Source organism: Acinetobacter sp. 251-1, from assembly GCF_030329305.1.
Taxonomy (GTDB): domain Bacteria; phylum Pseudomonadota; class Gammaproteobacteria; order Pseudomonadales; family Moraxellaceae; genus Acinetobacter; species Acinetobacter piscicola_A.
Genome location: NZ_JACANS010000011.1, coordinates 68687 through 93357, shown reverse-complemented (window position 1 = coordinate 93357; position 24671 = coordinate 68687). Strand labels below are relative to the sequence as shown.

22 protein-coding genes and 1 pseudogene are annotated in these 24671 nt (G+C 36.8%); 8 read left to right on the top strand and 15 right to left on the bottom strand.

The window, feature by feature from the left end; translation table 11 throughout:
- Together HX129_RS10735 and HX129_RS10730 are read right to left on the bottom strand one after the other, a co-directional pair.
- The gene (locus HX129_RS10735) at window positions 1-1911 is read right to left on the bottom strand and encodes a TnsB C-terminal domain-containing protein (RefSeq protein WP_286436178.1); all 1911 of its coding nucleotides are present in this window, start codon (window positions 1909-1911) and stop codon (window positions 1-3) included.
- Entirely contained in the window at window positions 1912-2622 is a 711-nt protein-coding gene (locus tag HX129_RS10730) for a TnsA endonuclease N-terminal domain-containing protein (protein WP_286436177.1), read from the bottom strand.
- A gap of 136 nt (window positions 2623-2758) precedes the next feature.
- Between HX129_RS10730 and HX129_RS10725 the strand changes: the two are divergent.
- A pseudogene (locus tag HX129_RS10725) lies at window positions 2759-3430 on the top strand (ATP-binding protein); the annotation flags it as partial.
- A 112-nt stretch (window positions 3431-3542) separates the two neighbouring features.
- Here HX129_RS10725 and HX129_RS10720 read toward each other — a convergent pair.
- Entirely contained in the window at window positions 3543-4313 is a 771-nt protein-coding gene (locus HX129_RS10720) for a TorF family putative porin (protein ID WP_130074476.1), read from the bottom strand.
- 458 nt (window positions 4314-4771) lie between these two features.
- Window positions 4772-5542, bottom strand: coding sequence for a TorF family putative porin (locus HX129_RS10715; protein ID WP_286434637.1), 771 nt, complete (start codon window positions 5540-5542; stop codon window positions 4772-4774).
- 253 nt (window positions 5543-5795) lie between these two features.
- On the opposite strand from HX129_RS10715, the gene HX129_RS10710 reads away from it, so the two are divergent.
- Window positions 5796-7088 (top strand): OprD family outer membrane porin, encoded by a 1293-nt coding sequence (locus HX129_RS10710; RefSeq protein ID WP_174493457.1) that lies wholly within the window; start codon window positions 5796-5798, stop codon window positions 7086-7088.
- Between the two features lie 146 nt (window positions 7089-7234).
- Here HX129_RS10710 and HX129_RS10705 read toward each other — a convergent pair whose 3' ends face one another.
- From HX129_RS10705 to HX129_RS10695, 3 genes are read right to left on the bottom strand one after another with little or no spacing between them, the layout of a single operon-like run.
- The gene (locus HX129_RS10705) at window positions 7235-8242 is read right to left on the bottom strand and encodes an HlyD family secretion protein (RefSeq protein ID WP_286434636.1); all 1008 of its coding nucleotides are present in this window, start codon (window positions 8240-8242) and stop codon (window positions 7235-7237) included.
- Between the two features lie 29 nt (window positions 8243-8271).
- Window positions 8272-8478, bottom strand: coding sequence for a DUF1656 domain-containing protein (locus HX129_RS10700; RefSeq protein ID WP_174493459.1), 207 nt, complete (start codon window positions 8476-8478; stop codon window positions 8272-8274).
- Window positions 8475-10577: an FUSC family protein gene (locus tag HX129_RS10695; RefSeq protein WP_286434635.1), complete on the bottom strand. Its 2103-nt coding sequence runs from the start codon at window positions 10575-10577 to the stop codon at window positions 8475-8477. The genes HX129_RS10700 and HX129_RS10695 overlap by 4 nt, the downstream gene beginning before the upstream one ends.
- A 548-nt stretch (window positions 10578-11125) precedes the next feature.
- On the opposite strand from HX129_RS10695, the gene HX129_RS10690 reads away from it, so the two are divergent.
- Together HX129_RS10690 and HX129_RS10685 are read left to right on the top strand one after the other, a co-directional pair.
- Window positions 11126-11941, top strand: coding sequence for an IclR family transcriptional regulator (locus HX129_RS10690; protein ID WP_180044952.1), 816 nt, complete (start codon window positions 11126-11128; stop codon window positions 11939-11941).
- Between the two features lie 330 nt (window positions 11942-12271).
- Window positions 12272-12979: an NAD(P)H-dependent oxidoreductase gene (locus HX129_RS10685; RefSeq protein ID WP_180044953.1), complete on the top strand. Its 708-nt coding sequence runs from the start codon at window positions 12272-12274 to the stop codon at window positions 12977-12979.
- 50 nt (window positions 12980-13029) lie between these two features.
- On the opposite strand, the gene HX129_RS10680 is transcribed toward HX129_RS10685, so the two are convergent.
- Complete coding sequence (locus HX129_RS10680) at window positions 13030-13665, bottom strand: alpha-ketoglutarate-dependent dioxygenase AlkB family protein (protein ID WP_174493462.1); 636 nt, start codon at window positions 13663-13665, stop codon at window positions 13030-13032.
- A gap of 196 nt (window positions 13666-13861) precedes the next feature.
- Here HX129_RS10680 and HX129_RS10675 point away from each other — a divergent pair, with 196 nt between their 5' ends.
- From HX129_RS10675 to HX129_RS10665, 3 genes are all read left to right on the top strand, one after another.
- A complete protein-coding gene (locus HX129_RS10675; protein ID WP_286434634.1) occupies window positions 13862-14221 on the top strand; it encodes a hypothetical protein in 360 nt (119 codons plus the stop codon).
- 66 nt (window positions 14222-14287) lie between these two features.
- The gene (locus HX129_RS10670; protein ID WP_286434633.1) at window positions 14288-16090 is read left to right on the top strand and encodes an ABC transporter ATP-binding protein; all 1803 of its coding nucleotides are present in this window, start codon (window positions 14288-14290) and stop codon (window positions 16088-16090) included.
- Window positions 16091-16156: 66 nt separating this feature from the next.
- Complete coding sequence (locus tag HX129_RS10665) at window positions 16157-16564, top strand: hypothetical protein (RefSeq protein ID WP_130074465.1); 408 nt, start codon at window positions 16157-16159, stop codon at window positions 16562-16564.
- Window positions 16565-16617: 53 nt separating this feature from the next.
- On the opposite strand, the gene pgsA is transcribed toward HX129_RS10665, so the two are convergent.
- The 4 genes from pgsA to uvrC all read right to left on the bottom strand — a co-directional run bounded on the left by pgsA (window position 16618) and on the right by uvrC (window position 20386).
- Window positions 16618-17205 carry a CDP-diacylglycerol--glycerol-3-phosphate 3-phosphatidyltransferase gene (gene pgsA / locus HX129_RS10660; protein WP_130074464.1) on the bottom strand — a complete coding sequence of 196 codons (588 nt, stop codon included), beginning with the start codon at window positions 17203-17205 and terminating at the stop codon, window positions 16618-16620.
- A 105-nt stretch (window positions 17206-17310) separates the two neighbouring features.
- Window positions 17311-18105: a thioesterase family protein gene (locus tag HX129_RS10655; protein ID WP_180044957.1), complete on the bottom strand. Its 795-nt coding sequence runs from the start codon at window positions 18103-18105 to the stop codon at window positions 17311-17313.
- Between the two features lie 94 nt (window positions 18106-18199).
- Window positions 18200-18526 (bottom strand): DOPA 4,5-dioxygenase family protein, encoded by a 327-nt coding sequence (locus tag HX129_RS10650; RefSeq protein WP_180044958.1) that lies wholly within the window; start codon window positions 18524-18526, stop codon window positions 18200-18202.
- A 60-nt stretch (window positions 18527-18586) separates the two neighbouring features.
- The gene (gene uvrC, locus HX129_RS10645) at window positions 18587-20386 is read right to left on the bottom strand and encodes an excinuclease ABC subunit UvrC (protein WP_180044959.1); all 1800 of its coding nucleotides are present in this window, start codon (window positions 20384-20386) and stop codon (window positions 18587-18589) included.
- A 195-nt stretch (window positions 20387-20581) separates the two neighbouring features.
- Here uvrC and HX129_RS10640 point away from each other — a divergent pair, with 195 nt between their 5' ends.
- The gene (locus HX129_RS10640) at window positions 20582-21643 is read left to right on the top strand and encodes an AAA family ATPase (RefSeq protein WP_180044960.1); all 1062 of its coding nucleotides are present in this window, start codon (window positions 20582-20584) and stop codon (window positions 21641-21643) included.
- Window positions 21644-21662: 19 nt separating this feature from the next.
- Here HX129_RS10640 and HX129_RS10635 read toward each other — a convergent pair whose 3' ends face one another.
- The 3 genes from HX129_RS10635 to lpxO form a co-directional block, all read right to left on the bottom strand.
- Window positions 21663-22073: a hypothetical protein gene (locus HX129_RS10635; protein ID WP_286434632.1), complete on the bottom strand. Its 411-nt coding sequence runs from the start codon at window positions 22071-22073 to the stop codon at window positions 21663-21665.
- A gap of 279 nt (window positions 22074-22352) precedes the next feature.
- Window positions 22353-22976, bottom strand: coding sequence for a PH domain-containing protein (locus HX129_RS10630; protein ID WP_130074458.1), 624 nt, complete (start codon window positions 22974-22976; stop codon window positions 22353-22355).
- Between the two features lie 147 nt (window positions 22977-23123).
- Complete coding sequence (gene lpxO / locus HX129_RS10625) at window positions 23124-24041, bottom strand: lipid A hydroxylase LpxO (RefSeq protein ID WP_130074457.1); 918 nt, start codon at window positions 24039-24041, stop codon at window positions 23124-23126.
- Window positions 24042-24671: the final 630 nt, after the last annotated feature.

The following is a 24671-nucleotide window of genomic DNA, read 5'->3' as shown; positions in this document are numbered from 1 at the left end:
TCACCTTAAATCATCAAATGCAGTTAAAGGGGTATTCCACAAATCATCACTTGTCTGAAGGCTTTCAGAAACTACAGCCTTTTTAGACTGATTCTGTTCGGATAGCTGAGTAATGGCTTTTTCATTTTCCTTTTTTCTTTGGTTTGAGCGACGTTGCTTTCGAGTCAAGCTTCTAGCCTGATTAAGTTGATCACGTAGATGCAAAATCGCCTTGTAAATCTCATCCTGATTCTGAACATCCTGACGTTCACTTTTGAGATAGTTCTGAACCTGCTTATATTCAAATAAGCTAATCGGTGGTATCTCTCGCTTTGCAGTAGGTACTTTAAAATAGGTATTAGAATATGGCTCATAAAACCAAATCTGTGAAATATCCCTCGGATCACGTTTAAACAAGAATTTTCTTTTACGCTTTCGATTATTGTCTTCTGGATCAATAGAATTAACCCATTGTCTTAAACAGTCGGCAAAATAGAATAAGTTATCTTTTTGCACCCCTGTACGCTGAATTGTTGCTTCAAATTCAGGTAGAAAATCAATAAACAAGGTATCTTCATCTGATACACGTTCTTTCAAACCTGTTCCTGCTGTCGTCTTCGTCCCCCAAACACCTTCTTCCCATTTAACGATTGGGGATGTTCCTAAAGCGGAATGTTTCTTCTGGTGATAAACCTTAGTAATCCAATAAACGATATAGTATTCAAGCTCTTTTAATGTCATACAGGCTTGTTTAGCGGAATCGTAAGTTCCACGCTGCTGCACATTTGAAAAAGTTGTACCATCCAAGACATGCATTTCAAGATTGACGATACCAAGCATACGCTCGATGTGACCGCCAAACCTTGCCCCACCAATTGGTCGGTATTCCCAATGAATCCCATACTTTAGACAAGCTTTACTGATGTGATTGGTTCTAAAATCAGACCCATTATCTGTATGCACCGAGTCCATGATCCCTTCGACCTGCCATTCAGCATCAATATCTAGTTCGATCAACTTACGTTTTTTTGACAAAATACAAGATGCGATACACATCGCCACTGAAGTCGTACTTGGCGCTTCTAGTGATAGGTAATACCCTACGATCATCCGACTGAAAACATCGATTGCCAAGGTTAAATGAGGTTTTCCAATCGCTTCTCTAAACTCATCGTCCACGATTTCAATATCTAGAGGAGTATGATCAATCTGCACATACGCCAAAGGATAATCAGCATTTGGAAATGAACCCGCAGCAGCCTTAAATTTATCTATTGCAGCTTTTGATCCAAGACGTGCTTTCGTTACTTGGTAATCATTTAAAGCCTCGATTCTTCTACGAATAGAGTTTTCATGCGGTGCTTCAAGCTGAAGCCGAGAACACTCTGCTTTTACAATTTCAATCGTTTTGGAAATACTGGGTTTCTTCGCATTCAAATATTCATCATTGATGGCTTGTTTAATGATATTGCTCACTTGAGGTGACAACCTCGATTTTTCAGTTGTCCAACCTCGTTTTTTGGGAATCAACGCCATTAGAGAATTATTTTCCCGATAATCTTTAAGCCATTTCCACAATGTTGAGCGATTCACATCATATTCATTCGCCCTATTTTCGACCAGTTCAGTCGTTGAATACTCAATCAAAGGCTTAATAATCTCATAACGTTGTAAAGCAATCTGCCAAGCTTCATTACTAATATCCTGATCACCCTTATTCAAACTCTCAGTTAGCGTATTTTCCCCATTAAAAACGGTCAAACTTCTAGCATTGACCTGTAGACTACGTACCGAATCAAGACTTGATATAACAATGTCATTGGCATTTAAAACATTCACAATTTTATAGGGTTGCCCCTCATAACCGACAACCACATTGGGTTTTAGAATGATACGACTACGATCGATATTGACAGCATTAGATTCAATCATTTAGATATTCCTCGCAAATGCATCATTTTGGTTCACCCATATCACTGTTTCAGCCGTTAAAGGGCAATAGAAGTCACAAGCAATCATTCGCTTTGCCACTAATGCCCAAACTTGGTGAATCCCTTTTAAAACATTGGTTTTATCTTTAAAAATATGGGCAGGTAATTGATTAATTGTTGATTGACCTAATTTTTGTAGGGTATCGAGTAATAGTTGTTGATCAACGGCATCGACATGAGAGCGTCTAAATTTTTTTAAGAAATTAATATTTTCCCAATACTGATCATATAATCTTGTTTCACTGATAATTTTGAACTTCCATCCCTTATCAGCAGCAAAACGATGGGCTGCTCTGAATTTTGGTTTTAACTTATCCCAGTCCTCAACAAGCTTTTTCTTAGGCTTAATTTCGATGAGCATTGGTACAGGAAAATCCTCAAAATCATCACAATTCGAGCTTGAAAACTGCACTAAAAAGTCAGGGGTGTAGGTTGATTGATTACCCAATTCAGTGATGTAGGGGATAACCACAGGTTGACTGATCACATCAATCACATTGTTATTAAATTCTTGCTTAAGTATGAAATCACGCTCAAGGGTCGATTCAAACCAAATGGTTTTCTCACCTCTAAAGGCATAATTTCCCGAAATACTCCCATAAACAGTTTGAGCTTTTCTAACAGGTAAGTATTCGTCACTCAATTTTTTCATAAAAAATTCACCATTCAGGCACTCGTGCCTATTAATGTAATTTTGCAAGCCACTCTTATCTATTTATGTAAATAATCTAATTTAATTGTGTGAAATTAGAGTGACAACCTATTGATTATCTATAATGCCACTCTATTCTATTGCTGTAAATGACAGCGGGTCGCATCCTAAACCTGGTGAAATCACCTTGGCACACTTAGGTGTACTGTTTCTCGATGAATTACCCGAATTTGACAGAAAAGTCTTAGAAGTTTTACGGCAACCTTTGGAAGGAAAAGAAATTGTCATTTCAAGAGCATCTCGTCAGATTACTTTTCCTGCTGATTTTCAACTCATTGCTGCAATGAATCCCTGTCCATGTGGTTATGCCTTTAATCAAGACAGTCGTTGTCAATGCTCAAGCGATGCCATTAAACGTTATCAAAATCGTATTTCAGGGCCATTGCTCGACCGTATTGATTTACACATTGATGTGCCTCCGTTAAAAGCACAAGAATTACAAAGTAATACAGAAGTCGAAAATTCAGCAACGGTGCGTGAACGTGTTTTACGTGCCTATGATTTTCAAATCCAACGTCAAGGCGCGACCAATCAAAGTCTGTCACCTCAACAGCTTGAAGCCCATGCCCAACTTAATCAAGCCTCCAAGAATATGCTAGAAATAGCACAACAACGTTTAAATTTATCTGCACGGGCATATCATCGGATTTTACGTGTGGCACGAACAATTGCTGATTTATCACAAAGTTCGGACATTGAAACTGCACATTTAAGTGAGGCTTTGTCTTATCGTAAGCAAGAGACCTAACCTAGACATAGACGTCAACGACAAAAAAATCCCTCTTATTTTTCAAAGAGGGAGAGCGCATTTTTTTGTATTTGACAGTTATTTTTATGCTGTCTATTTTAATGTTTGTTTCTTAGAATGCTTTGGTTAAAGTAAATACGGCACCTGTCTCTACACCACGTTCTGCAGCAGATGTCCAACCATCGGTATCAATATTTGTCCCCACGGCTGCAAGTTCTGCACTCAAACCTTGTACAGATTTAAAGCCATAATTTACGCCAACTTTCCAGTCTATATAATTATCATCGCCATTAAATGAATATTTTTCTTCATCATCAACTACGGTATAACCGACTGCTGCAACGCCACCAAATCCTGTTTCACCAAATGGCAATGCATAACCAAAGTTAATATTCCAACTGTTGGTATCTGCTCCCGCATAATCATTAGTAAAATTAAGATTGGTCAGTAAGCTATCGCCTGAAACAGCGAGATCTTTCAAAGTCACTTTCCCGTATAATTCCGCCCAATTTGCATCGCTATAACTTGGATAGTTGTAATACACCACCCCCACATCAATCACAGGCTTTTTACTAAAATTTTCCAATGTTGTTGAATAACCAATTGATGGATCTAATTCTAAATGTGGGCTGTCTCCACCAAAGTCGACATTTGAACCCCAAACACTTGCATATAAACCTGATGAATGTGCAAGTGTAAAACCTGCTTGTACCGCAGGATCATTCCCCGTTTGAGTCACGCCACGAAAACGATAATCACTGGTTAAAGCCGCACTTCCAGAAAATGTCAGTCCTAATTGAGACAATGTATTGTCTTCTGCCATACTTACACTTGCAGTTGAAGCCAAGATACCCAATGCTAAAAGTTTAGTTGTAAATTGCATGTCAAATGCTCCCCTATCGTGCTGATGATTTGTTTTGTTTCATTTTTAAAACTCATATGACATTGAGCAATTGTTATGCCAACTTAGAAAATTCATGGTTATTCATAACATGAAAATATTTAAAATATTGTTTTTAATGATATTAAAAAAATAAACTCACATCGCATAATGCAGTAATAGAAAGAATTTACAGATTTTGATTCGATATTTATATGTTCCATACATTGGTTAGATTATTCTCGCAATCACATCTTATTTATTTTCAGTATTTATCATTTCATCTTATATAACGGTTGGTTAATCATGTTATTGGTTCAAATGCTCAGCGATATATAAATAAAAATCGAAATTGTCACTTTTTTAAGCAAAATTTAACATCATACTTATTTTGTGCTTAAAAAAAGTGCATTTCCCTAGAAAATACACTTTATCAAAAGAAACTGATCTCAAGCTTTGCATTAAAAATTATAATTTAAACCAAAAACCACATGATTATCAAAATCTTCCCCTAAACGATCCTCACCTCCTAAGACATAGTCTACGGATGCTACTACACCTGATTCTGCAAGATGATTACTCAAACCAATACGTGCTTCATTAAAAGCAAAATCTTGAGTGGTTTGAATCATTTCATCATCACGGCTGCTGTTATATGCCGAACCACCTACAGAGGCATTCAGTGTGAAATTTTTTGGCAATGCATGACTGTAGGCTGCACTCAGATATACATCTCCAGCATTACCAAAAGAAGCGTCAGCAAGCAGTACAGATCCAGCAACTGTCACTTCTTTATAAGTCAATGCACCTAGTACATCAAAAGCAGTGGTTTTACGTTTATGTTCGTCACCATATACCGTACCGCCATGATGATAAACATAGGCTGTAGCTTGCACGTTATAACTTAAGTCTGGGCGAATTTCATGACCATAAGCCATGTAAACGTCATGTTCAAAACCACGATGACGATTTTCATCTGTTGCATCATAATCTAAAGTTGAACCCCAATAACCAACACTGATGCCACTTTTATGGGCATAGTCCAAACCCGCTTGTAGAGCAATATCATCATTTTCTACTCCACCCCGATAAATATACTTCGACACTGTCCCCACACTTCCAGATAAAACTCCATTTGAATGGGTCAGTGCTGTATCTTCTGCATAAACAACACTAGAAATAAGTAACAAACATGGCACAGCCATCATTTTTTTAGAGAAAGATGCAGTCATTTTTTCGCACAGATCGAGGGGAAAGAAAGGCTGAATTTTACTGTGTTTTTTAAACTTTTGGTAAATTTTTCAATATGATTGGCGATTAATTTGCAGATTTATTTTATTTAACTAAATCTAGCAATATGAGATTAAAAGCTAAGATTAGGAAATAAAATTGTTACAAATACTAGTTTTTCTGTAATTTAATTATACAATTCACTGAAATTAAATATTTTGAAACAATCAACAATCATTGTAAGAGGCAAGCCGAATGCTAACCCCACAAAAACTTACATTAGCAGTTCTAATTCAGGCCGCTCTTCTGTCTTCAGCTTATGCCAGTGAGCAAAGCGAAGCAAAAGGATTTCTTGAAGATGCTGAAGGATCAGTTTTATTCCGTACTGGTTATATTAGTCGTGATAAGAAAAATGGCATAGAAGATACTAGCTCTTATGCACAGTCTGCTATTGTTGAATTAAACTCTGGCTTCACTCAAGGTGTTGTTGGTTTTGGCGTAGGTGTATTGGGTGATGGCTCAATCAAACTAGGTTCAAACAACAATGCTGGCAACCAAATGATCCCTTTACATAATGATGGTTCTGCATATGACCATTGGGGTCGTGGTGGTGGAAATGTAAAAGCACGTTTCTCAAATACCACTGCTGTTTATGGTACACAAGTACTTGACCTACCTGTACTTGCAAGTAACACTGGTCGTATGGTACCTGAGTATTTCGAAGGTACCTTAGTTACAAGTCGTGAGATCAAAGGTTTAGAATTAACTGCAGGTAAGTTTACCAAAGATCAAATGTCTGACCAAATCAACAGTGATGCTGATGCAGGTGGCAAAGGTCTTGATCGTGCAATCATTTGGGGTGCAAAATACAAATTTGATGATCAATTGAGTGCATCTTACTATGGTTTAGATTCTAAAAATGCGTTAGAACGCCATTATGTAAATGCCAACTATAAACTTCCACTTGCAGACAAAAGCTCTTTAACTTTTGACTTTAGTGGTTACCACACTGAATGGGATAAAGCAGCAGCAACTTATTCATCGACTATTGGTAATAAAGATGTTGATGGTCGTAGCAACAACATTTGGGCATTATCGAGTACATATAACCAAGGACCGCATAGCGTAATGTTGGCTTACCAACAAAACACAGGCAATACAGGTTATGACTATGGTCAAAATGCTGATGGCTTCCAAAGTATTTATCTACCAAACTCATATTTGTCTGACTTTATTGGCAACCATGAAAAATCAGCACAATTGCAATATAACTTAGACTTCGGTGGTTATGGTGTTCCTGGTCTGAACTGGACGACAGCATTTGTTTATGGTTGGGACATCAAAGTTGATGGCCTAACTGACGATGCACAAGAACGCGAATTCTTTAACCAAGTTAAATATACCGTTCAAAATGGTTTTGCAAAAGATGCAAGTTTACGTGTACGTCATTCTTACTACCGTGCAAGTGATGCTTACCAAGCCAATGCTTACATTGGTGATACCAATGAATGGCGTCTATTCTTAGATATTCCTGTTAAATTATTTTAATTTTTCAGTGATCTAAAAGATTAAGCCTGTATTTCGATACAGGCTTTTTTTATCACCACATTGTTTTATCTGAGTATATCTCTGCAATAAAAAAACCACCTATATACAGATGGTTTTTTTGTTTGGATGAAATCAATATAGTGGACTTAATGTTGTGCTTTTAAAATATGTACAGTTGCCGTGCGCCCTGCCACAAAAGCCAATTCATTGTGCGGTAATTCATCCAAAACAATTTTTACAGGAACACGCTGTGCCAAACGTACCCAACTAAAAGTAGGGTTAACGTTAGCAAGTAAGCCTGATGAGGTTGTACGTTCACGGTCTTCAATCCCTGACGCGATCCCTTGTACATGACCTTTGATTTTTTCAGAGTCACCCATTAACTGTACGGTAGCAGGATCACCCACATGGATTTTATTCAGTTTAGTTTCTTCAAAATAACCCACGACAAAAAGTTGTTTACGATCTAACAAAGCTGCGACAGCTTGTCCAACTTTGACATAGTTGCCTGCACGCATATCAAAGTTTGATAAGGTTCCATCCGCAGGCGCACGTACTTCAGAACGCGTGAAATTAAGTTTTGCGAGATTTAGATTACTCTGTGCAACTTCAATTAATGCTTTTTGCTGTTTAATATTGGCTTCAGCTTGTTGAATTTCGGCTTGCAATTGTTCATGTTCAGCATGAGATTGATCACGTGTTGCAAAAACTTGGTCTTGCTCTTGACGAGAAATCGCACCATCCATCAAATCAGCATAACGATTTGCCGTTTTATCTGCGAGTTTAATATTGGCTTGAGATTTTATCAGATTAGCTTTTGCTTGTGCCAAAGTGGCTTCTGCTTCTGCTAAGCCTGATTGTGCTTTACTAATGTCCGATTTGGCTTGCTCTACATCTAAAGCTTGACGCTCAACATCAATTTTAAATAAAGGCTGCCCTTTTTTAACACTTTGGTTATCTTGCACCAAAACTTCTGTCACCAAACCCGAAACATCAGAAGATACTTGAATCACATCACCACGCACACGTCCATCACGTGTCCACGGTTCAGCATTGTAATAATTCCACAAATGTACAATACATAGTATTGCCAACACGACAATCACAAGTAAACCTAGGGGGCGTATTACTTTACGCATATCAAAGTTATTCATTTTATCTCATCCAAATCATCAAACTTCGCTTAACTCACATACACCACATATAAACTGTGGATTCCCCAAAGCAGTACAATATATATACATAAATTAAAAATACTTGGTAAAGCAATCCAACCTTGCTCCGCCCATCGATCTGTCCATACATTAATCAACTTAAGTAATAAGTATGCAATGACTGCCTGTACCAAAAAAATCGGAATATAAACCCCATAAATATTCAACTCGCTCATTGAGATACTCCTAAATTGGTATCGGCAAAGTCGTGCATGTCCACCGTTTTGACTTGTTGGTGACATACACTATTACGAATATTATTCACCGAAATTTTTAAACGATGGCGAATATCTTCATCACCTATACTGTCTGCATCATATTGAATATTCTGTAATTGTTGTAAAACATTATGCAAAGTCAGATCTGCAGGTTGCTGTTTTTCTTTCTCACTAAACCATTTTTCCAAATACTTTTGTAACTGTGCAATCTCTGCGACAACAGGAGATTCATTAGACAATTTCCCCGCCAATTCTTGTAAACGGGTAAAGTCAATCACTGCGCTCGATTCAACCAAGGCGGCATTGACGTCATAACTCAATTTTTCTGATTGCACCTGTTTAGTATTTAAGACCCCAATCCGATCTAGCATACCGCGTAAGTGAATACGGAAATTTGCACCATAGTGCATGCGCACGGCTTCACGCATCGCTTGATAATGTAAAGCCAAGATACGCTGTACCGTGATTTCTGGCGACATTGCACGCACAATATGCACAATATATACCGAGATAATTGGACCAATCACAGTACCCAAAGAAAAGTCAAAAAAAGCCACTTGATCCATAAAATATCGATTTTGAATATTCATTCCCATGATACTGCCCATAATTAAAGGCAAACCCAAACCATTCAAAGGCGGATGTAAATACAACATCAAACAAAAAATCAGAAAAGGAGCTAAGACCAACATTAACTCTATAAAAGAGTGAACATGTGGGAAAATTCCATACGCATAGATAAATATGATGATCGCAGCATAAATACTGGCACGAATAAAGATTTTCAAAGCGGGCACAGGATTATCCAATGCAGTCAGAATACACGCACTGATCGCAGCCATCTGCGCCATCATAAAACCTGATTTCCAACCGCTTAAAATCCAAATACTTGACGCAATCATAATGGTCAAAAAGGCAGATAAACCACCACGTACAGCAACACCATAATCACGATGTAAACTCGGATAAGATGTGGTTAATGGTACAATTTGTTCAGGTAAACTGGTGTCACCTTGTTGCATCCGTTGCCAGATCAAACGTACCGCACGCACATTTTGAATAAAATGGCGAATATCCATTTTTAGACTACCAAGCATAACCTGCTGCGACTCAGGTGCATGTTTTAAAATAACATCAAACTCTACGTCAAAATGCTTAGGTAAATGATTGAGTTCATTCTCTAAAATCGGATGCTGATCATCTAAAAAGGCATCCACATGCCGATGTAAGACGGTTAAATTTTCTCGATACCCCATATCAATATGATCAAGCTGTTTCAGCCGTTCAGACATTGCTACTAAATTAGCCACCAACATGGTGACTTGATGCAATAACTCTTGTAATGGCTTGGTCATGCCTTTTAGTTTAGATTTCTCATAACTTAAATGCACTGCCATCGTATGAATATCAGAAGTATCACGCGTAATATGCGCCATCAATTGAGTATAATTTTTCTCGTGATGATCTGTTCTCAATATAATTGAATCAAATAAAGACTGGGTGTCACTGATGGTTTTTTTGACACGATTTTCCACGACAGGGCCAATATGCATTGGCATCAGGGTTGTCGTCACCACTGCACTGCAAATTACCCCAATCGAGATTTCTAAGAAACGCCCCAATGCCATATCAAAAATCGAAATCTTATCGATATAATAAATGCTGTTAAAACAAATAATGACGGCTGTATACCCTGCTAGCATCACCACATAACTACGAGGTGTACGATCTAATAAAGAAATATATAGACAAATACCGACCCAAACTGCCAATACAAACGTAAATAACCAAGGGGTATTAATCAAATAGGGCGTCACTGCCACAGCAAAAATTGCCCCAAAAGCAGTACCTAATAAACGATATAAACTTTTTGATGCCACCATCCCCGAATAGGGATTTGCAATGACAAAAACTGTACCAATCGCCCAAATCGGATAACTCAGATTCAGTTCAAATGCGATAAACAGTGCCAACATACCCGCAATAAATGTCTTGATCGAAAAGATCCAGTCCAATTTATTGGGACGAAATGCCAACAGCTGCTTGGTAAGTAACATGCAAAATCTCTATTTGAGGATAATCAATACAATGAATAACACTGCTCTACATTTTTCAACGACCAAAAAAGTGCACCATTTATCTATGTAAACAGTGTACCGATTTCAAAATCTTAAAATATAAGAAAACCCCAACGCAGTCAGAATAGAGGTGATTGGGATTTCATACGAGGATATTCATCATCAACACGATGACAACCTAGCAAAACTAAGTTTAAAAATTCATCATTAGATATTTAATTTAACAATTTTTTCAAAAAAAATATAAATAGTCAATAAAAATATCTTATATTGATAATACAAACAAGATTAAGCAAAATAAATTTTCTTTTTCATGGTCATTTTCCATAATATGATGAAAATAAGCCTTAATTTTTTGCTTATATTTGAATCTTTTTACTTTAAATTTTTGCGCATTTAAATTTTATCGCTCATTTTTTTAAAACACCGCAATTTATGATGAAATTACTTTTTATTTAGGTTTTTTTTGTTATAAAGTAACATTGTAAATTTTCTTTTTTGGTATACAGGTACTAAGTAGGTAATCAATGGCGCTTTCAAGTTTTGGTAAAATTCTCACTGTACTCGATTTATTCTCGGTGACACGCCCAGTAATTAATGTCGATGTCATTTGTGCTGAACTAAATCTATCAAAACCAACAAGTTATAGATATTTAAAAGAACTCGTTTCAGCAGATATCTTACAACGTCTGAGCGGAACTTCTGGTGACTACACACTAGGACCTAAAATTGCGGTGATGGACTATATCTCTAGAACCACAGATCCGTTGGTACAAATCAGCAAACCCTTTATGCAAGAAATTTCTGAGCGCACGGAACTTTGCTGTCTACTCACCCAACTGAATGATCATTATTGTATTGATATTCATCATGAAGTGTACCGAGATGAGACGCTTTTAACCTATGGTCGTGGTTGCCCTCGCCCTGTCTTTATGGGCTCTTCACCGAAAGCCATCATGGCGCATTTGTCTAAGCAGAACCTACAAAGTTATTATGCACGTTTTCAAACTCAATTGGCTGAAGTTGATTTTGCGGAAAATGAAGAAAGTTTCATGCAGAAAATGAAAAAAATTAAAAAGCAAGGTTACTATTTTTCACAAGGTGAACTTGATCCAAATGTATCTGGCTTATCGATTCCAATCAAATTTTCAAACAAAGAAGCGCCGCTTGCGCTGACTGTTTTGGCATCTAAAAATCGCTTTGAATATTTAAATTTGCAAAAGTTAATTGAAACACTACAAGCTTCTGCTGAACAAATTGAAAAGCGTTACCAAGCACTTTCAGAAAATGATCAACTTTCTGAACTCAACCCAACCTTAAAGCATTTTCAAATCAACATGTAAGTTATTTTTGATAATTGTAATAAATTTTACAATTTATCAGATTGTAAATTTGCAAAAATTCTCATATTATGATTATGTTCTCCAGCAGTTTTATATTCTAGCAGCGTTATTTTCACGAAAATAACGCTCACTCAGAGGAATGCCAGTTAATACACAATTGACTGGCATTTTTTATGTCTCATCAATCCGTTAATCATCTGCGAAAAATGATGTATTTACCTTATTCAGTATAAAAATATTTTTTCGGTAATTGCGCTCTACATTATTTCGTGAATAATTCCTTTATCAAATAACAATGAATTTGAATACAATTTTAAGGAACGACCATACATGAATATTCTGATTATCCATGCACATCCAGAGCCACAGTCTTTTTGTACTGCACTGAAAAATACCGCCATTGAAGAATTACAAAAACAAGGGCATCAAATCGAAGTCTCTGATTTGTATGCGATGAATTTTAATCCTGTAGCATCGGCTGCTGACTTTGCTGAACGTGGCAATGCTGACTATTTAAATTATGCACTTGAGCAACGCCATGCTTGTCAGCAAAAAGTTTTAGCTCATGACATTCAAACTGAAGTGGAAAAAGTGCAAAAAGCTGACTTACTGATTTTAAATTTTCCAATGTATTGGATGTCCATGCCTGCGCTATTAAAAGGTTGGATTGATCGGGTATTTGTGTCAGGCATTTTTTATGGAGGCAAACGCTTTTATAACCATGGTGGTATGACGGGCAAAAAAGCCATGTTAAGTTTTACTTTAGGTGGGCGTGATCATATGTTCGGTGAAGGTGCGATTCATGGTTCTATGGACAATATTTTAATTCCCATCCAACGTGGCACATTGGCTTATGTCGGTTATGACGTTTTACCGCCATTCATTGCTTATCATGTGCCTTATATTTCTCAGGAAGCGCGTGAGCAAATATTGCTAGACTACCGTCAGCATTTACACAATATTGAAAATTTACCAGCAATTGTATTTCCCACTTTAGAACAGTTTGATGACAAGCTTTATCCCTTGAAAAATGCTTAACTGTATAATGCAACTTGAGTAGACATCACGCTATTTTGGTCAAAGTGCTTTTAAGCGCTAGATAAATCTGAATAAAAATAACGAAATGTTAAATTGATGCGAGGTTGCAAAACCTTAGTACTTTTGGCTAAACAATGTTTCCAATAACATTGCGTTTGTCCTCGCATCACGATCAATTGACCAGGCTGTAATTGTAAATCGATCTTTTCTGCTGTGGTTTTATGTTTAAAACTAAATTTTCGAGTTGCACCCAAACTTAAAGATGCGATCACCGTTTCTAAGCCGCGTTCAGCCACAAAAGCTGGCTCATCATCACTATGCCATCCCATGCCTTGTGTACCATCATCATATAAATTGGCTAAACAAGTATTGAATGGATGTCCAACAAGCTGCGCAATGTGTTGCTTTAATCGAAACAAACCTGCATTCCATACCTGTGCTTGTTTCACCATGCCTGAATATTGATATTGATAAGGTTGATCGCCATACCATGCAACTTTACGCTCAGTTTGATGATACTGTCCTAAAATAAACACTTCATCTGGTTGCCATGCCAAATGCTGCGCAAAGTAATTGAAATATTTTTGGCTTTGCTCATCATTGAGGATTAAACCATAATCTTTCACTACACCATCATAAGGAAGTAAATTCTCATTTGCTTCAGGCTGAAATAACTCTAAGTTCATGACTTATTTATCTTATTCATTATTTATTCTACAATGATTGAATCGATACAATGAAACAAGTCTTTTTTCTAAAACACAAATAAAATATAAGTTCACTTACAAAATATGCTCAACTTTTCGTATTCTCTCGACAAGATACGCTTGTTGTGTTTGTATAAAAATCTACTATAAAAAACAGAGATAAGGAATTGAACACATGAAAAAGCTAGTTTTTATTTTCTGCTGTATTTTGAGTATTGATAGCTACGCTGCACATTCTTGTGATCGTTTAGCACAAATTGCTGATAAGCATGGCGTGATGTATGGCACCAAATATAGCTTTACTGTGATCGGTAAAAAAGGATTTCGTAGCTATTTTCATTCAGCCCCCTCTGAACAATGTAAATTAAAAAATACTTTTATTATTCCAAACGATTCTGTCATTGCTTATCAAGATTTTAAACATGAAAATCAAGATTGGATGTATGTCATGTATATTGATAAAAATGGCAATGACACCTCTGGTTGGGTCAAAGCAAAAGATTTTAAGGTTTCGGGTCGTATGAGCCCGAACTAACCGTCACTCAATAGAAAAAAGTATTTTAATCCAGCATAAAAAACCAAAGTAAAAAAGAGTAATGCGATGAACCTTTGGCACTTATTTCAAAAATTACGTCCTTTTGTCCAACCGTATCGTTGGTTAGTGATTGCGACCTTAATTTTGACACTCATTGGTTCACTCACCGCACAGGTCAATGCACTCACTTTACAATATGCCGTAGATCGCATTAATAAATTGGTCGAATCAGGTCAAGGGTTAACTGAAGGTTGGCATATTCTCATCACCATCACATTGATTTTATTGGGTAAGGAAATTATCAATGCCATCGTACAATTTGGACAAAAATTTTATGGTGAAAAGCTGCGCATCTTAGTATCTCAAGATTTAGCGCAAGGCATTATTGAGAAATTCCTCACCTATCGCTTAGCGTTTTTTAACGATGATAATAACCAAGCAGGTAAATTACAAACCCGTATTGACCGAGGCATTGGTTCATTGACTCGTTTGGTACAAATATTTTTTATTGATATTTTACCGCTATTTACCAGTGCATTTGTGGCTTTGGGGTTGATGTACTATGCTAACTTTTGGGTCGGTTTAGTCGCAACGGCTATTGTGCCAATTTATTTTTGGCTAACCTATAAACAAGCACAAAAACTCGGTGGATGGCGTAGAAATTTACGTGATGGACGAGAAAAGAAAAGTCAGGGAATTTTAGGTATTATCAACTCAATCACAGTGATTAAATCATTTAACCGCGAGTCGATTGAAGCTGAAAAACAACTCAAACTACAAAAAGAACTCACTGAAAACCAAATGCGTACCCGTCAAACCAGTTTCTTGTTTGATGGTCTAAAAACGTTTATTGAACAAATTGGCATTGTCCTCATTATTATTCTTACGGCTTATTTTGTTTTAGATGGGCAAATGAGTATCGGTATGATTATGTACCATGTGCTGTTATTTAATAACGTTTCTGCCCCGATTCGTTCCTTACATCGTATTTATGATGAAGTGAATGATGCCATGATTTATTCAGAAAGTTTCTTCAAAATCCTTGAAGCCGATGACGAGATTGAATCAAGTGGCTCACTCAAACCCCACATTCAAGGTCATTTCTCTTTAGAAAACGTCAACTTTAGCTATCCCAATGGGCATCAAGCGTTGTACGACATTAATATGACCATTCAACCCAATAAAATCACTGCTTTGGTAGGTTTATCAGGTGCGGGTAAGTCAACCTTGATCAGTTTATTGGATAAATTTTATGTTCCTGAATCAGGCTGTATTCGTTTAGATGGGATTGATCTAGAACAGATCGATACACAATATTTACGTGATCATATTGGTTTAGTCTTACAGAAAAATCATATTTTCCAAGGCTCTATTTTTGACAATATCCGTTATGGTAAAACTGATGCTACGCTCGAAGATGTCATGCATGCTGCAACAAAAGCCTCAATTCACGATCAAATTTTAAAGCTTCCACAAGCTTATGATAGCGATGCCCTCATGCTGTCTGGTGGGCAACAACAGCGTATCGCGTTGGCACGTATGTTTTTGAAAAATCCACCGATTATCTTTCTTGATGAACCAACAGCAAGCTTAGATGCTATTGCAGCTGAACAAATTAAGCAGAGTTTAGATGAGATCAAACAAGGACGAACAGTGATTATCATTTCACATAGTCTGTCGCAGATTATTGATGCCGACTATACCTATGTGATGAAGGAAGGACATATTGCAGAACATGGCGAGCATGATGATTTGTATCATCAAGATGGCGTTTATAAAGAAATTTTTGATGCGATGGCAAAAAGCTTAAATATTGAAAAAATTGCGAGAACTTTTGAGGATGATGCTGAGGAAGAAACCCATAGTTAAGAAATACATCTACAGATATTATTTGGATTTACTTAGATCAATATTATGCAGTGAGAACTCTTAGATATGGATTTAGATTTTAAAAAATTAGAACAAACACAGCATATGCTCGAATGGCTATCTGAAAATCCATTTCAAGAAATCATTATTGCACTTGAAAATATGTTTACTCAACAATCTGCAACGACCAAACTTTTATCATTTAAAATTAGTGGTGAACCTGAATGGCTTACAGGAGCCAAAAAAGTTGAAAAATCGGAACAAATGGTTCTAGTTCGAGTTGGACTCGCAGTACCTTGTGATTTCACCTTAAAAGATCAAACGGGTATTCATCACCTCAGTGCGATTTTTACTTGGGTAGGCACAGATTTAGACCAGCATCCAAAAACACAAATGTGGGTGGATTTAGATCAAACGATCCAAGACTATGGCGCTAATGGAAAGTTAAAAAGTCGAATTTATGAGGGAGATTGATATTTAGTTATGCATAAAAAACCCCAGTAATCACTGAGGTTTTTTAAATTAACTTACGGCTGTTTTAAATATGGCCAAGCCGCTTTTAGGTAAATAAACATCGACCAAAGCGTTAAAATCACTGCGGTATACAATAAAGCATACGCCAACATTTCAAGTGGCTGCCAATTGAGTAAAAACACAGTAATCGCAATCATTTGGAAGGCTGTTTTATATTTACCTACAGTTGATACTGCTACATTGGTTCTCGCACCCAATTCAGCCATCCACTCTCGTAATGCAGACACTGTAATTTCACGTGAAATAATGACAATCGCAGCAAATGCCATCGCAATACTTGGTTTCCATTGCACCAAAACAATCAATGCAGCAGCAACCATTAATTTATCTGCAACAGGGTCTAAAAAACGCCCAAAAGCAGAAGTTTGATTTAATGTTCTCGCAAGGTAGCCATCAAACCAATCTGTGACTGCGGCTATCACAAAAATAGCCGTCAAAATCAAATGACGGGTCATGCCACCTTCATGTCCACCAACACCAATTGCAGGAGGCCAATAAGCGATCGCTAAAAAAACAGGAATTAACGCAATACGAGCTAGCGTCAAGATATTTGGAATATTCAGGATACGACCTGTAGTCATAGACACCGCCAGTAAGTCCCCTATTCGCCTTTGGAAAGGCAAACTATAATTTAGAGTAAAGCTCTATTTCGTGAATACTTTAAACGATTCACATGAAACTGTCGACTAGGCAAATACAGTAACCGTCTGTCTTGCAATCGCAATCAAGCGATTTTCACTGTCCCACAGATAAGCATGTTCTGTCACATAACCATGTTCTGCATGATCTGTGATCACTTGATATTTAAACCAATCATGCAATTGATGGTGCAAAGGATGAATAAATGTCACATGCCAACTTAAACTACTGGCAGGTGCAGGCTTTTTAAACATGGGCAATACACCCGGTGGCCAGACATCCATTAAGGTTAGAACATCTGCAAGGGTCATACTACGCTGTGCATGAAGGTCAGGCTCAAAACGACATAAACCTGCAAAATCAGGGTTTTTACTGCCTGATATTGGATAATGTCCATCTGTCCATGCCAGTTGAAAATTTTGCACACATTCAGGAAAGGGTAAATATTTCGGAATAATATTAATTTGATCCAGAGCAGGAAAGTTTGGCGGCTGTGGTGCTAAATCCACCTGAATCATTGACTCTCGTTGACTACCAAAACTTGCGATTAAAATACTTTGTACAGCATCATTTTGCCAAAGTCGCACTTCAATGGTCGTGACGGACTTCCCTTGACGTAAAATTTCTGCAGTGAATTTTACTTGTGCTCGATCGACAGGTCCAACAAAGGTAATACTGCAACTGAGTAATTTTTTCAGTGGATCATTGATGGTTACAGTGGCTTTATGAATCAGCATACCTGCAACTAAACCACCAAAAATGGTTCGCCCTTGCAACCAACCTGTTGGCATTTCAACCCATTCTTGTTGTTCGATTTGACTAAATACATCCGTGAGTTGCATGCCCATTCTCATTGATTTTTCATATCACGCTATCTTGCACATTTCAGCTCATGTTGTGAATGATCAATGACCAGCGAGTTTATGGATTTTTAGGTCATTTCAATAATCGATCTAAATTCAACATGAGGCTTTCACCTAACCACTGTGCTCCTTCAGTATGTGCCAGATATTCATTCTCCCATAAAGGATGAATCAACACAGATAGCCCCAAATGACGACAATTCAATGTATGTTTCAACTGTGGCAAAACAGCTTGATCAAATGCCAGTTGAAACATGGGTTTGGTATGTGGCCCAACCAATTTTTGATGGATACGACCGTAACTCATCGCTTCACCAAACTCTTGCTGTAGTTGCACATAAAGCGATTCTATCAGCTCAATTTGCGTCAAATCAAAATAGATATGTGCATGATATTTCATCAATTTATAATATCCAAAACAGTTAAATCTACATTCCAAAAAGTTTGAATCAATGACTGACTATTCGTGTAACACTTTATAAATAGTTCTCGCCATCACATCGCCCAAGCCCGGCACAAGTTTCAAATCATTTTCAGAGGCTTTCAATACCCCCTGAATCCCGCCAAAATGGGTCAATAAATCACGACGGCGTTTTGGCCCTAAGCCTGGAATTGCTTCCAAAACCGACCCCCCTCGACGTTTATCTCGTTTAGCACGATGTCGAGTAATCGCAAAACGGTGTGCCTCATCACGTACTTGCTGAATCAGATGCAAAGCTTTATTGTCCTCAGGCAACTGAATTTTGCTTCCATCGGTAAAATGTAAAGTTTCCAAACCTGGTTTACGTCCTTCACCTTTGGATACCCCCACCATAAAGGCATCTAATCCTAGCTCCTGCATGACTTCCATTGCCATATGTAATTGTCCTTTTCCACCATCAATCAACAATAAATCAGGCAACATGGCTTTTTTATAACGGCGTGTAAGTGCTTGACGCATGGCAGCATAGTCATCACCGCCTGTAATATCTTCAATAGAAAACTGACGATAATCCCGTTTGCGTGCACCGCCTGCATCAAATACCACACAAGATGCAATGGTCGCCTCACCCATGGTATGAGAAATATCAAAGCATTCAATACGATCTATCGGACGACCACATACTTGTTCAAGCTGATGAAACCGTTCATTAAGTTCTAAATGGTTTGCCAATTTTCCTTTGATCGCATGTTCAACATTCATCTGTGCCAGTTCAAGCCATTCAGCACGTGTTTCACGCACTTTATGTTTAACCTGAATTTTTTTCTCGAATTGCTGCTGCAAAGCTTCTTCAAGCTGTTTTCGATCGGGAATTTCTACATTTACAATCAACTCACTCGGAACTTCATCTGCCACTTGGAAATAGAAATTTGCCATAAAGTCAGACAACATTTGTGCCAAATCATCGCCCAACATATCGGGAAAATAGCTTTTTCCACCCAACATTTTGCCATTGCGTACATGCATGATTTGCACACAGGTCACCCCTGCTTGATAGGCAATTGCCAGAATATCCGCTTCACCTTTGATTTTATAAATGGCTTGTTGCGCCTGCACATCTCTTAACAATGCCATACGGTCCCGATAGAACACCGCTTTTTCAAATTCTAATTTTTCGGCGGCTTGTTCCATTTTCTGAATCAATTCCTGATTCAGCTCTTTGGTATCACCATTTAAAAATCGAATCGAATTTTTCACATCTTCCTGATAATCTTCAGGTGAAATTAAGCCCACACACGGTGCGGTACAACGCTTAATTTGGTACTGTAAACACGGGCGTTTACGCTGTGAAAAATAGCTATTTTCGCATTGACGGACATGAAATAATTTTTGTAAAACCAATAAGGTATCTTTGGCATTATACGCACTAGGATAAGGACCAAAAAACTTGCCGACTTGGTGTTTTCCTTTACCCCGCCCTGCGGCAATGCGGGGATAAGGCTGATCTGCTGACACAAAAATATAAACGTAGGATTTATCGTCACGCAACATAATATTATATGGCGGACGATGGAGTTTAATCAGGTTTTGTTCAAGCAATAAGGCTTCCGTTTCGGAGCGAACCACCAAAGTTTCAATGTTATAAATACGCGCAACCAAAGCCTGTGTTTTAGGATGCTCAATGGTTTTAACAAAATAACTCGACACACGATTTTTTAGATTTTTGGCTTTGCCGACATAGAGCAACTCCCCCTCCTTACCTAACATGCGATACACACCAGGCAACGTGGTCATATTGGCTAAAATCTTTTCGATATTTTCTCGTGCGTTTTCGTTCACTGTTAACCTATTCTTTTCAATTCTGTCTCATGATGTGATGATTTTTTTGCTCATTTCAAGCAATTTATTGCTAACGTAAATAAAAACCATAAGATTCAACAATCATCTGATTGCTAAAAACTATGAATCTCACCACTTAATTTTGTTATGCTCAAAGCATCTAATACGTCATTTCTTCGATCAGGTTGCAATTGCATGACCATTGAAAACGCTGCTATTCACATTGTCAAACCAACAACAAATACACAATATTCTTCTGAAAAAAAGCCTGTTTTTGGTCAGCCACGTTTTCATTTTAAACCTCAAACCGTAATGCAACATTTACGTCGTCGAATTATTGGACAAGAAAAAGCATTAAACGAAATAGAAAAAATGTTGCATGTGGTCAAAGCCGACTTTTCTGCACCTGATAAACCGCTTAGCGTAACACTTATGCTTGGTCCAACAGGCGTAGGAAAAACAGAAACCGTACGCTTAATTGCTGAAGCCATTTACGGACAACCTGATGCTTTTTGTCGTATTGATATGAATACCTTAGCGCAAGAACACTATGCAGCAGCTATTACAGGTGCTCCCCCAGGCTATGTCGGTTCAAAAGAAGGTCATAGTTTATTTGATGAAACTGCCATAGCCGGTTCACATACCCGCCCCGGTATTGTGTTATTTGATGAATTAGAAAAAGCCTCAACCGAAGTACTTCGTGGTTTGATGAACATTTTAGATACAGGAAAACTAACATTAACTGCGGGCACAAAAACCATAGATTTTCGCAACTGTATGATTTTTATGACCAGCAACATTGGTGCACAAGCGGCTCAACAGTATTTAGATAAACTCAATGTCTTACCTAAAAAATTGCAGGATGTGTGCCTTAAACGAGTTCCAACCAAAACCATTATTGAAAAAGTCATGTACCGCAAATTTGATCCTGAGTTTATTAACCGTATTGATCGTATTTTGCATTATCAAACGGTGCGGGCAGATGCACTGCCACACTTGCTTGAGATTGAACTAGAAAAGCTTAATCAGCGTTTGGCGCATCAAAAGCGTAGCGTGTTTTTAACAGATTCAGCCAAAGCTTATTTTTATCAAGATCATGATATTCGCTTTGGTGCCCGCCACTTAGCCCGAAAAATCCGTACAGAACTTGAACCTATTTTGGCGGTTTTTTTTATCAACAATCCAGCGAATAAGCATATTTATTTAGATTTTAATACTAAAAATAAACTTATAATTACAGACTCAAAGGAAACTTGACTCTGTAATCCATTTGTAATTATTGTCGTTTTATACAAAAATCTATCGTGTTATTTTCAACTCTATAACAACCTAAAGCTTTTTCATTAAAATTATTTGGATTTAAAATTTGAAAATTTCGTACATCTCTTTGAAGAAAAGTTGCTAAACGCCCATTTAATGTAAGTGGATCATCAGCTGATGATTCTACTGTAATAGATTCATCACCTATATTATAAGTTGTTGCATTCCACCCCCCACTCCCATATTGAGTTTCAACAATACACGGTTGTTTTTTTATTACCTCATCATTTTTCACTAAATAACATATTGCCATTTCATCTTCTTGTGAACCTAAACTATCCGTAATTAATTCCGTTAAGCTTTTTGATTCAGCATAAGCAACTGAACTCATCAAACAAAGCAAAAAGAAATTGATCAATCCTTTCATATACTCCCCCATTTTATAAATTATTACTAATACAACCCTATTATTGCATAATAATCAATCACATCTAAAATAAATTTAATCTACGATAATCAGCATCAATAACCTCGTTATTTTTGATTTGCATAAGCATCAATGAAAAGCCCATTTTCAATATTTTTATTATTTTTTGAAAGTTAATTTGTTTTAAATCACTATTTATTCATAAACTTAAACGCTATATTTTTCTAAGCCCCTAGATAAAATGCCCTTGCGAGCATTTAATTGTAAAAGCGATTGATTTTAATTTTTTAAATAACGCTCAAAAATTTCAGAAAAATCATAATTTTCAATCTCTTTAATACGTTGGTTGGCGTATTCTTCAACTTGATGTGACGTTTGATTAATAATTTCAGGTAAATTTAAAATCACCTGTTCACTTAACTCACGTAAATTAAACATTTTCTGAACATTTTCATTGCTTTGTAGCAAGATATTGCGCTTACGATTAATTTCTTTGCAGGTTTCACCAATGGTAAATAAGGCTTTGTACAAATCACGAATTTTTTCTATTTGCTTTTTATCAATATCAATTGAAAAAGCTTTTTCACCCAATTGAAATTTAATTTCAGCATCTAAATCGACTGTACCTGCAGTTTCGAGCAAGACATTTTTGATCGGATGATGTTTATATAAATAGCGGTATAACATGCGTTTTTTACTCATCGCACTGGTACCATCAAGGTGCATAAAAGCGACGTTGGTAAAACAATATTCATCGGTTTTGCTTTTAATCACAAAAAATATTTTTTCGTTATCTTCATGAAAAATATAATCATCTATATCCGTTTTATTAAAATCATGCGGTTCAATAATAACGCCAATATCACTTGTTCCCATCATTTCTGAGGCTAAATTTTTAAACATTTTCAGATTCCATCTTATTGCTTTGTCTTAAAAATTTAGCAGTTTTACATACTGCTACAAGTTGATAATTGTTATTAAAGCTAATGTATCTTCAAGTTTAAAATAAAAAACGCCCCGAAAGGCGTTTAAATTTAAAACTTGAGCGATTTAATGAAAAACATAAGGTCGAATAAAAATTAAGAAAAACAAACCCAACATCAAAAACCATTTTAAAAAATAGTACAATTTACGATTGGTTTTCTTCAGTGCTTTGGCTTTAATGCGAATTTGGTAAACATAACCAAAAACTTTATTTAAGCCACCTGTTTGATCCCCTGCTTCATTGGGTGAACTTGCCGCTGTCATGACGTTTTTACCAAACCAATGATTAAAACGTTCCATCCATTTTGTCGTTAATGGACGTTCGACATCGGCAAAGAAAATAATGCGATTTTGATCGGTTTTATTTTCAGCATAGTGAATATAGGTTTCATCAAACACGACACTCTCACCATCACGCCATGAATACTTTTGACCATCCACATCAATAAAACAACGATCATCATTGGGTGTAATTAAACCCAAATGATAACGTAAAGAACCTGCATAAGGGTCACGGTGACGGACTAAACGGCTATCAGGGGCAAGCTCAGTAAACATCGCAGCTTTAATGGTCGGTAATGTTTTTAATAAGGCTGTAGTTTTTGGACAAAGATCTGCAGCCGATGGATGTGCAGAGTCATACCATTTCAGATAAAAACGCTTCCAACCCGTTTTAAAGAACGAGTTAAAACCAAGATCATCATAGCTACTTGATGCTTTAATCCCACCTTGTGCATAAAGCGCTTGCGCCTCATCTCGAATCATTTCCCAATTTTCATCGAGCACTTTTAAATCTTGAAAATGTTGTGTCTCAATATAAGGCTGATTCGGCACTTTGGAAAACATATACATTAAAAAATTAATCGGTGCGAGGAGCGTAGAATGGTCAAAAAATTGACGATAAAACGAATGACGCACTTTACCGCGATTTTGGATATACAGCGCTGAAATCACAAAAATCGCCAATATGATCCATTTAATCATATAGCACTCTTTATCAAATCTTTAAGGAGCTTTCCATCTGATCTAGATGGATGTTCTAGGTCTAGAACTTACAGGATGGACAAATATTAGCAAATCCAAAACATAAAATCTTGGCTATTTTCTCATCTTGAGAGAATATTTTTACAAAAACCTCTCTATTTTTCATCAAAAAAACATAGGGTTTTTATCTCAAATTATTCATTTTCAATTAGATTTTTGACATTAATTTTCATCAACAATGAAGCAACTTTAATCCAACTCATGCTTTCGCAGCTGTTGAAGAACTTGGCTAAAGCGTATTATTTTTTGTATCCGTCATTGACCGAAATGACCAAAAATACACAGCAACATGTTCAATATATCACACTAAAATAGCATAAAAATACTTTGCATATTTCATAAAATTATAATAAAAATAATACATTAACAATCAAAAGACTGAATATAAGCAAGCAAAGCCCCATGTGCTCATGCGTATTAGACAAAAAAATTCATGACCCTTGCGTCACGGCTTGATACAACTTGTTATGTTCTTTTTCGATATAGTTATCGTAAGATTAGAGAAGTCGAAATGTGTGTAGGAAAAACGCACACGTACTTCAAAACATCAACTTAGAAGTCCTCCAAAAA

Excerpts from the sequence above, each read along its gene's own strand:
- HX129_RS10735 (WP_286436178.1), bottom strand. The coding sequence starts at position 1,911 with ATGATTGAATCTAATGCTGTCAATATCGATCGTAGTCGTATCATTCTA.
- HX129_RS10730 (WP_286436177.1), bottom strand. The coding sequence starts at position 2,622 with ATGAAAAAATTGAGTGACGAATACTTACCTGTTAGAAAAGCTCAAACT.
- HX129_RS10720 (WP_130074476.1), bottom strand. The coding sequence starts at position 4,313 with ATGCAATTTACAACTAAACTTTTAGCATTGGGTATCTTGGCTTCAACT.
- HX129_RS10715 (WP_286434637.1), bottom strand. The coding sequence starts at position 5,542 with ATGACTGCATCTTTCTCTAAAAAAATGATGGCTGTGCCATGTTTGTTA.
- HX129_RS10710 (WP_174493457.1), top strand. The coding sequence starts at position 5,796 with ATGCTAACCCCACAAAAACTTACATTAGCAGTTCTAATTCAGGCCGCT.
- HX129_RS10705 (WP_286434636.1), bottom strand. The coding sequence starts at position 8,242 with ATGAATAACTTTGATATGCGTAAAGTAATACGCCCCCTAGGTTTACTT.
- HX129_RS10700 (WP_174493459.1), bottom strand. The coding sequence starts at position 8,478 with ATGAGCGAGTTGAATATTTATGGGGTTTATATTCCGATTTTTTTGGTA.
- HX129_RS10695 (WP_286434635.1), bottom strand. The coding sequence starts at position 10,577 with ATGTTACTTACCAAGCAGCTGTTGGCATTTCGTCCCAATAAATTGGAC.
- HX129_RS10690 (WP_180044952.1), top strand. The coding sequence starts at position 11,126 with ATGGCGCTTTCAAGTTTTGGTAAAATTCTCACTGTACTCGATTTATTC.
- HX129_RS10685 (WP_180044953.1), top strand. The coding sequence starts at position 12,272 with ATGAATATTCTGATTATCCATGCACATCCAGAGCCACAGTCTTTTTGT.
- HX129_RS10680 (WP_174493462.1), bottom strand. The coding sequence starts at position 13,665 with ATGAACTTAGAGTTATTTCAGCCTGAAGCAAATGAGAATTTACTTCCT.
- HX129_RS10675 (WP_286434634.1), top strand. The coding sequence starts at position 13,862 with ATGAAAAAGCTAGTTTTTATTTTCTGCTGTATTTTGAGTATTGATAGC.
- HX129_RS10670 (WP_286434633.1), top strand. The coding sequence starts at position 14,288 with ATGAACCTTTGGCACTTATTTCAAAAATTACGTCCTTTTGTCCAACCG.
- HX129_RS10665 (WP_130074465.1), top strand. The coding sequence starts at position 16,157 with ATGGATTTAGATTTTAAAAAATTAGAACAAACACAGCATATGCTCGAA.
- pgsA (WP_130074464.1), bottom strand. The coding sequence starts at position 17,205 with ATGACTACAGGTCGTATCCTGAATATTCCAAATATCTTGACGCTAGCT.
- HX129_RS10655 (WP_180044957.1), bottom strand. The coding sequence starts at position 18,105 with ATGCAACTCACGGATGTATTTAGTCAAATCGAACAACAAGAATGGGTT.
- HX129_RS10650 (WP_180044958.1), bottom strand. The coding sequence starts at position 18,526 with ATGAAATATCATGCACATATCTATTTTGATTTGACGCAAATTGAGCTG.
- HX129_RS10640 (WP_180044960.1), top strand. The coding sequence starts at position 20,582 with ATGACCATTGAAAACGCTGCTATTCACATTGTCAAACCAACAACAAAT.
- HX129_RS10635 (WP_286434632.1), bottom strand. The coding sequence starts at position 22,073 with ATGAAAGGATTGATCAATTTCTTTTTGCTTTGTTTGATGAGTTCAGTT.
- HX129_RS10630 (WP_130074458.1), bottom strand. The coding sequence starts at position 22,976 with ATGTTTAAAAATTTAGCCTCAGAAATGATGGGAACAAGTGATATTGGC.
- lpxO (WP_130074457.1), bottom strand. The coding sequence starts at position 24,041 with ATGATTAAATGGATCATATTGGCGATTTTTGTGATTTCAGCGCTGTAT.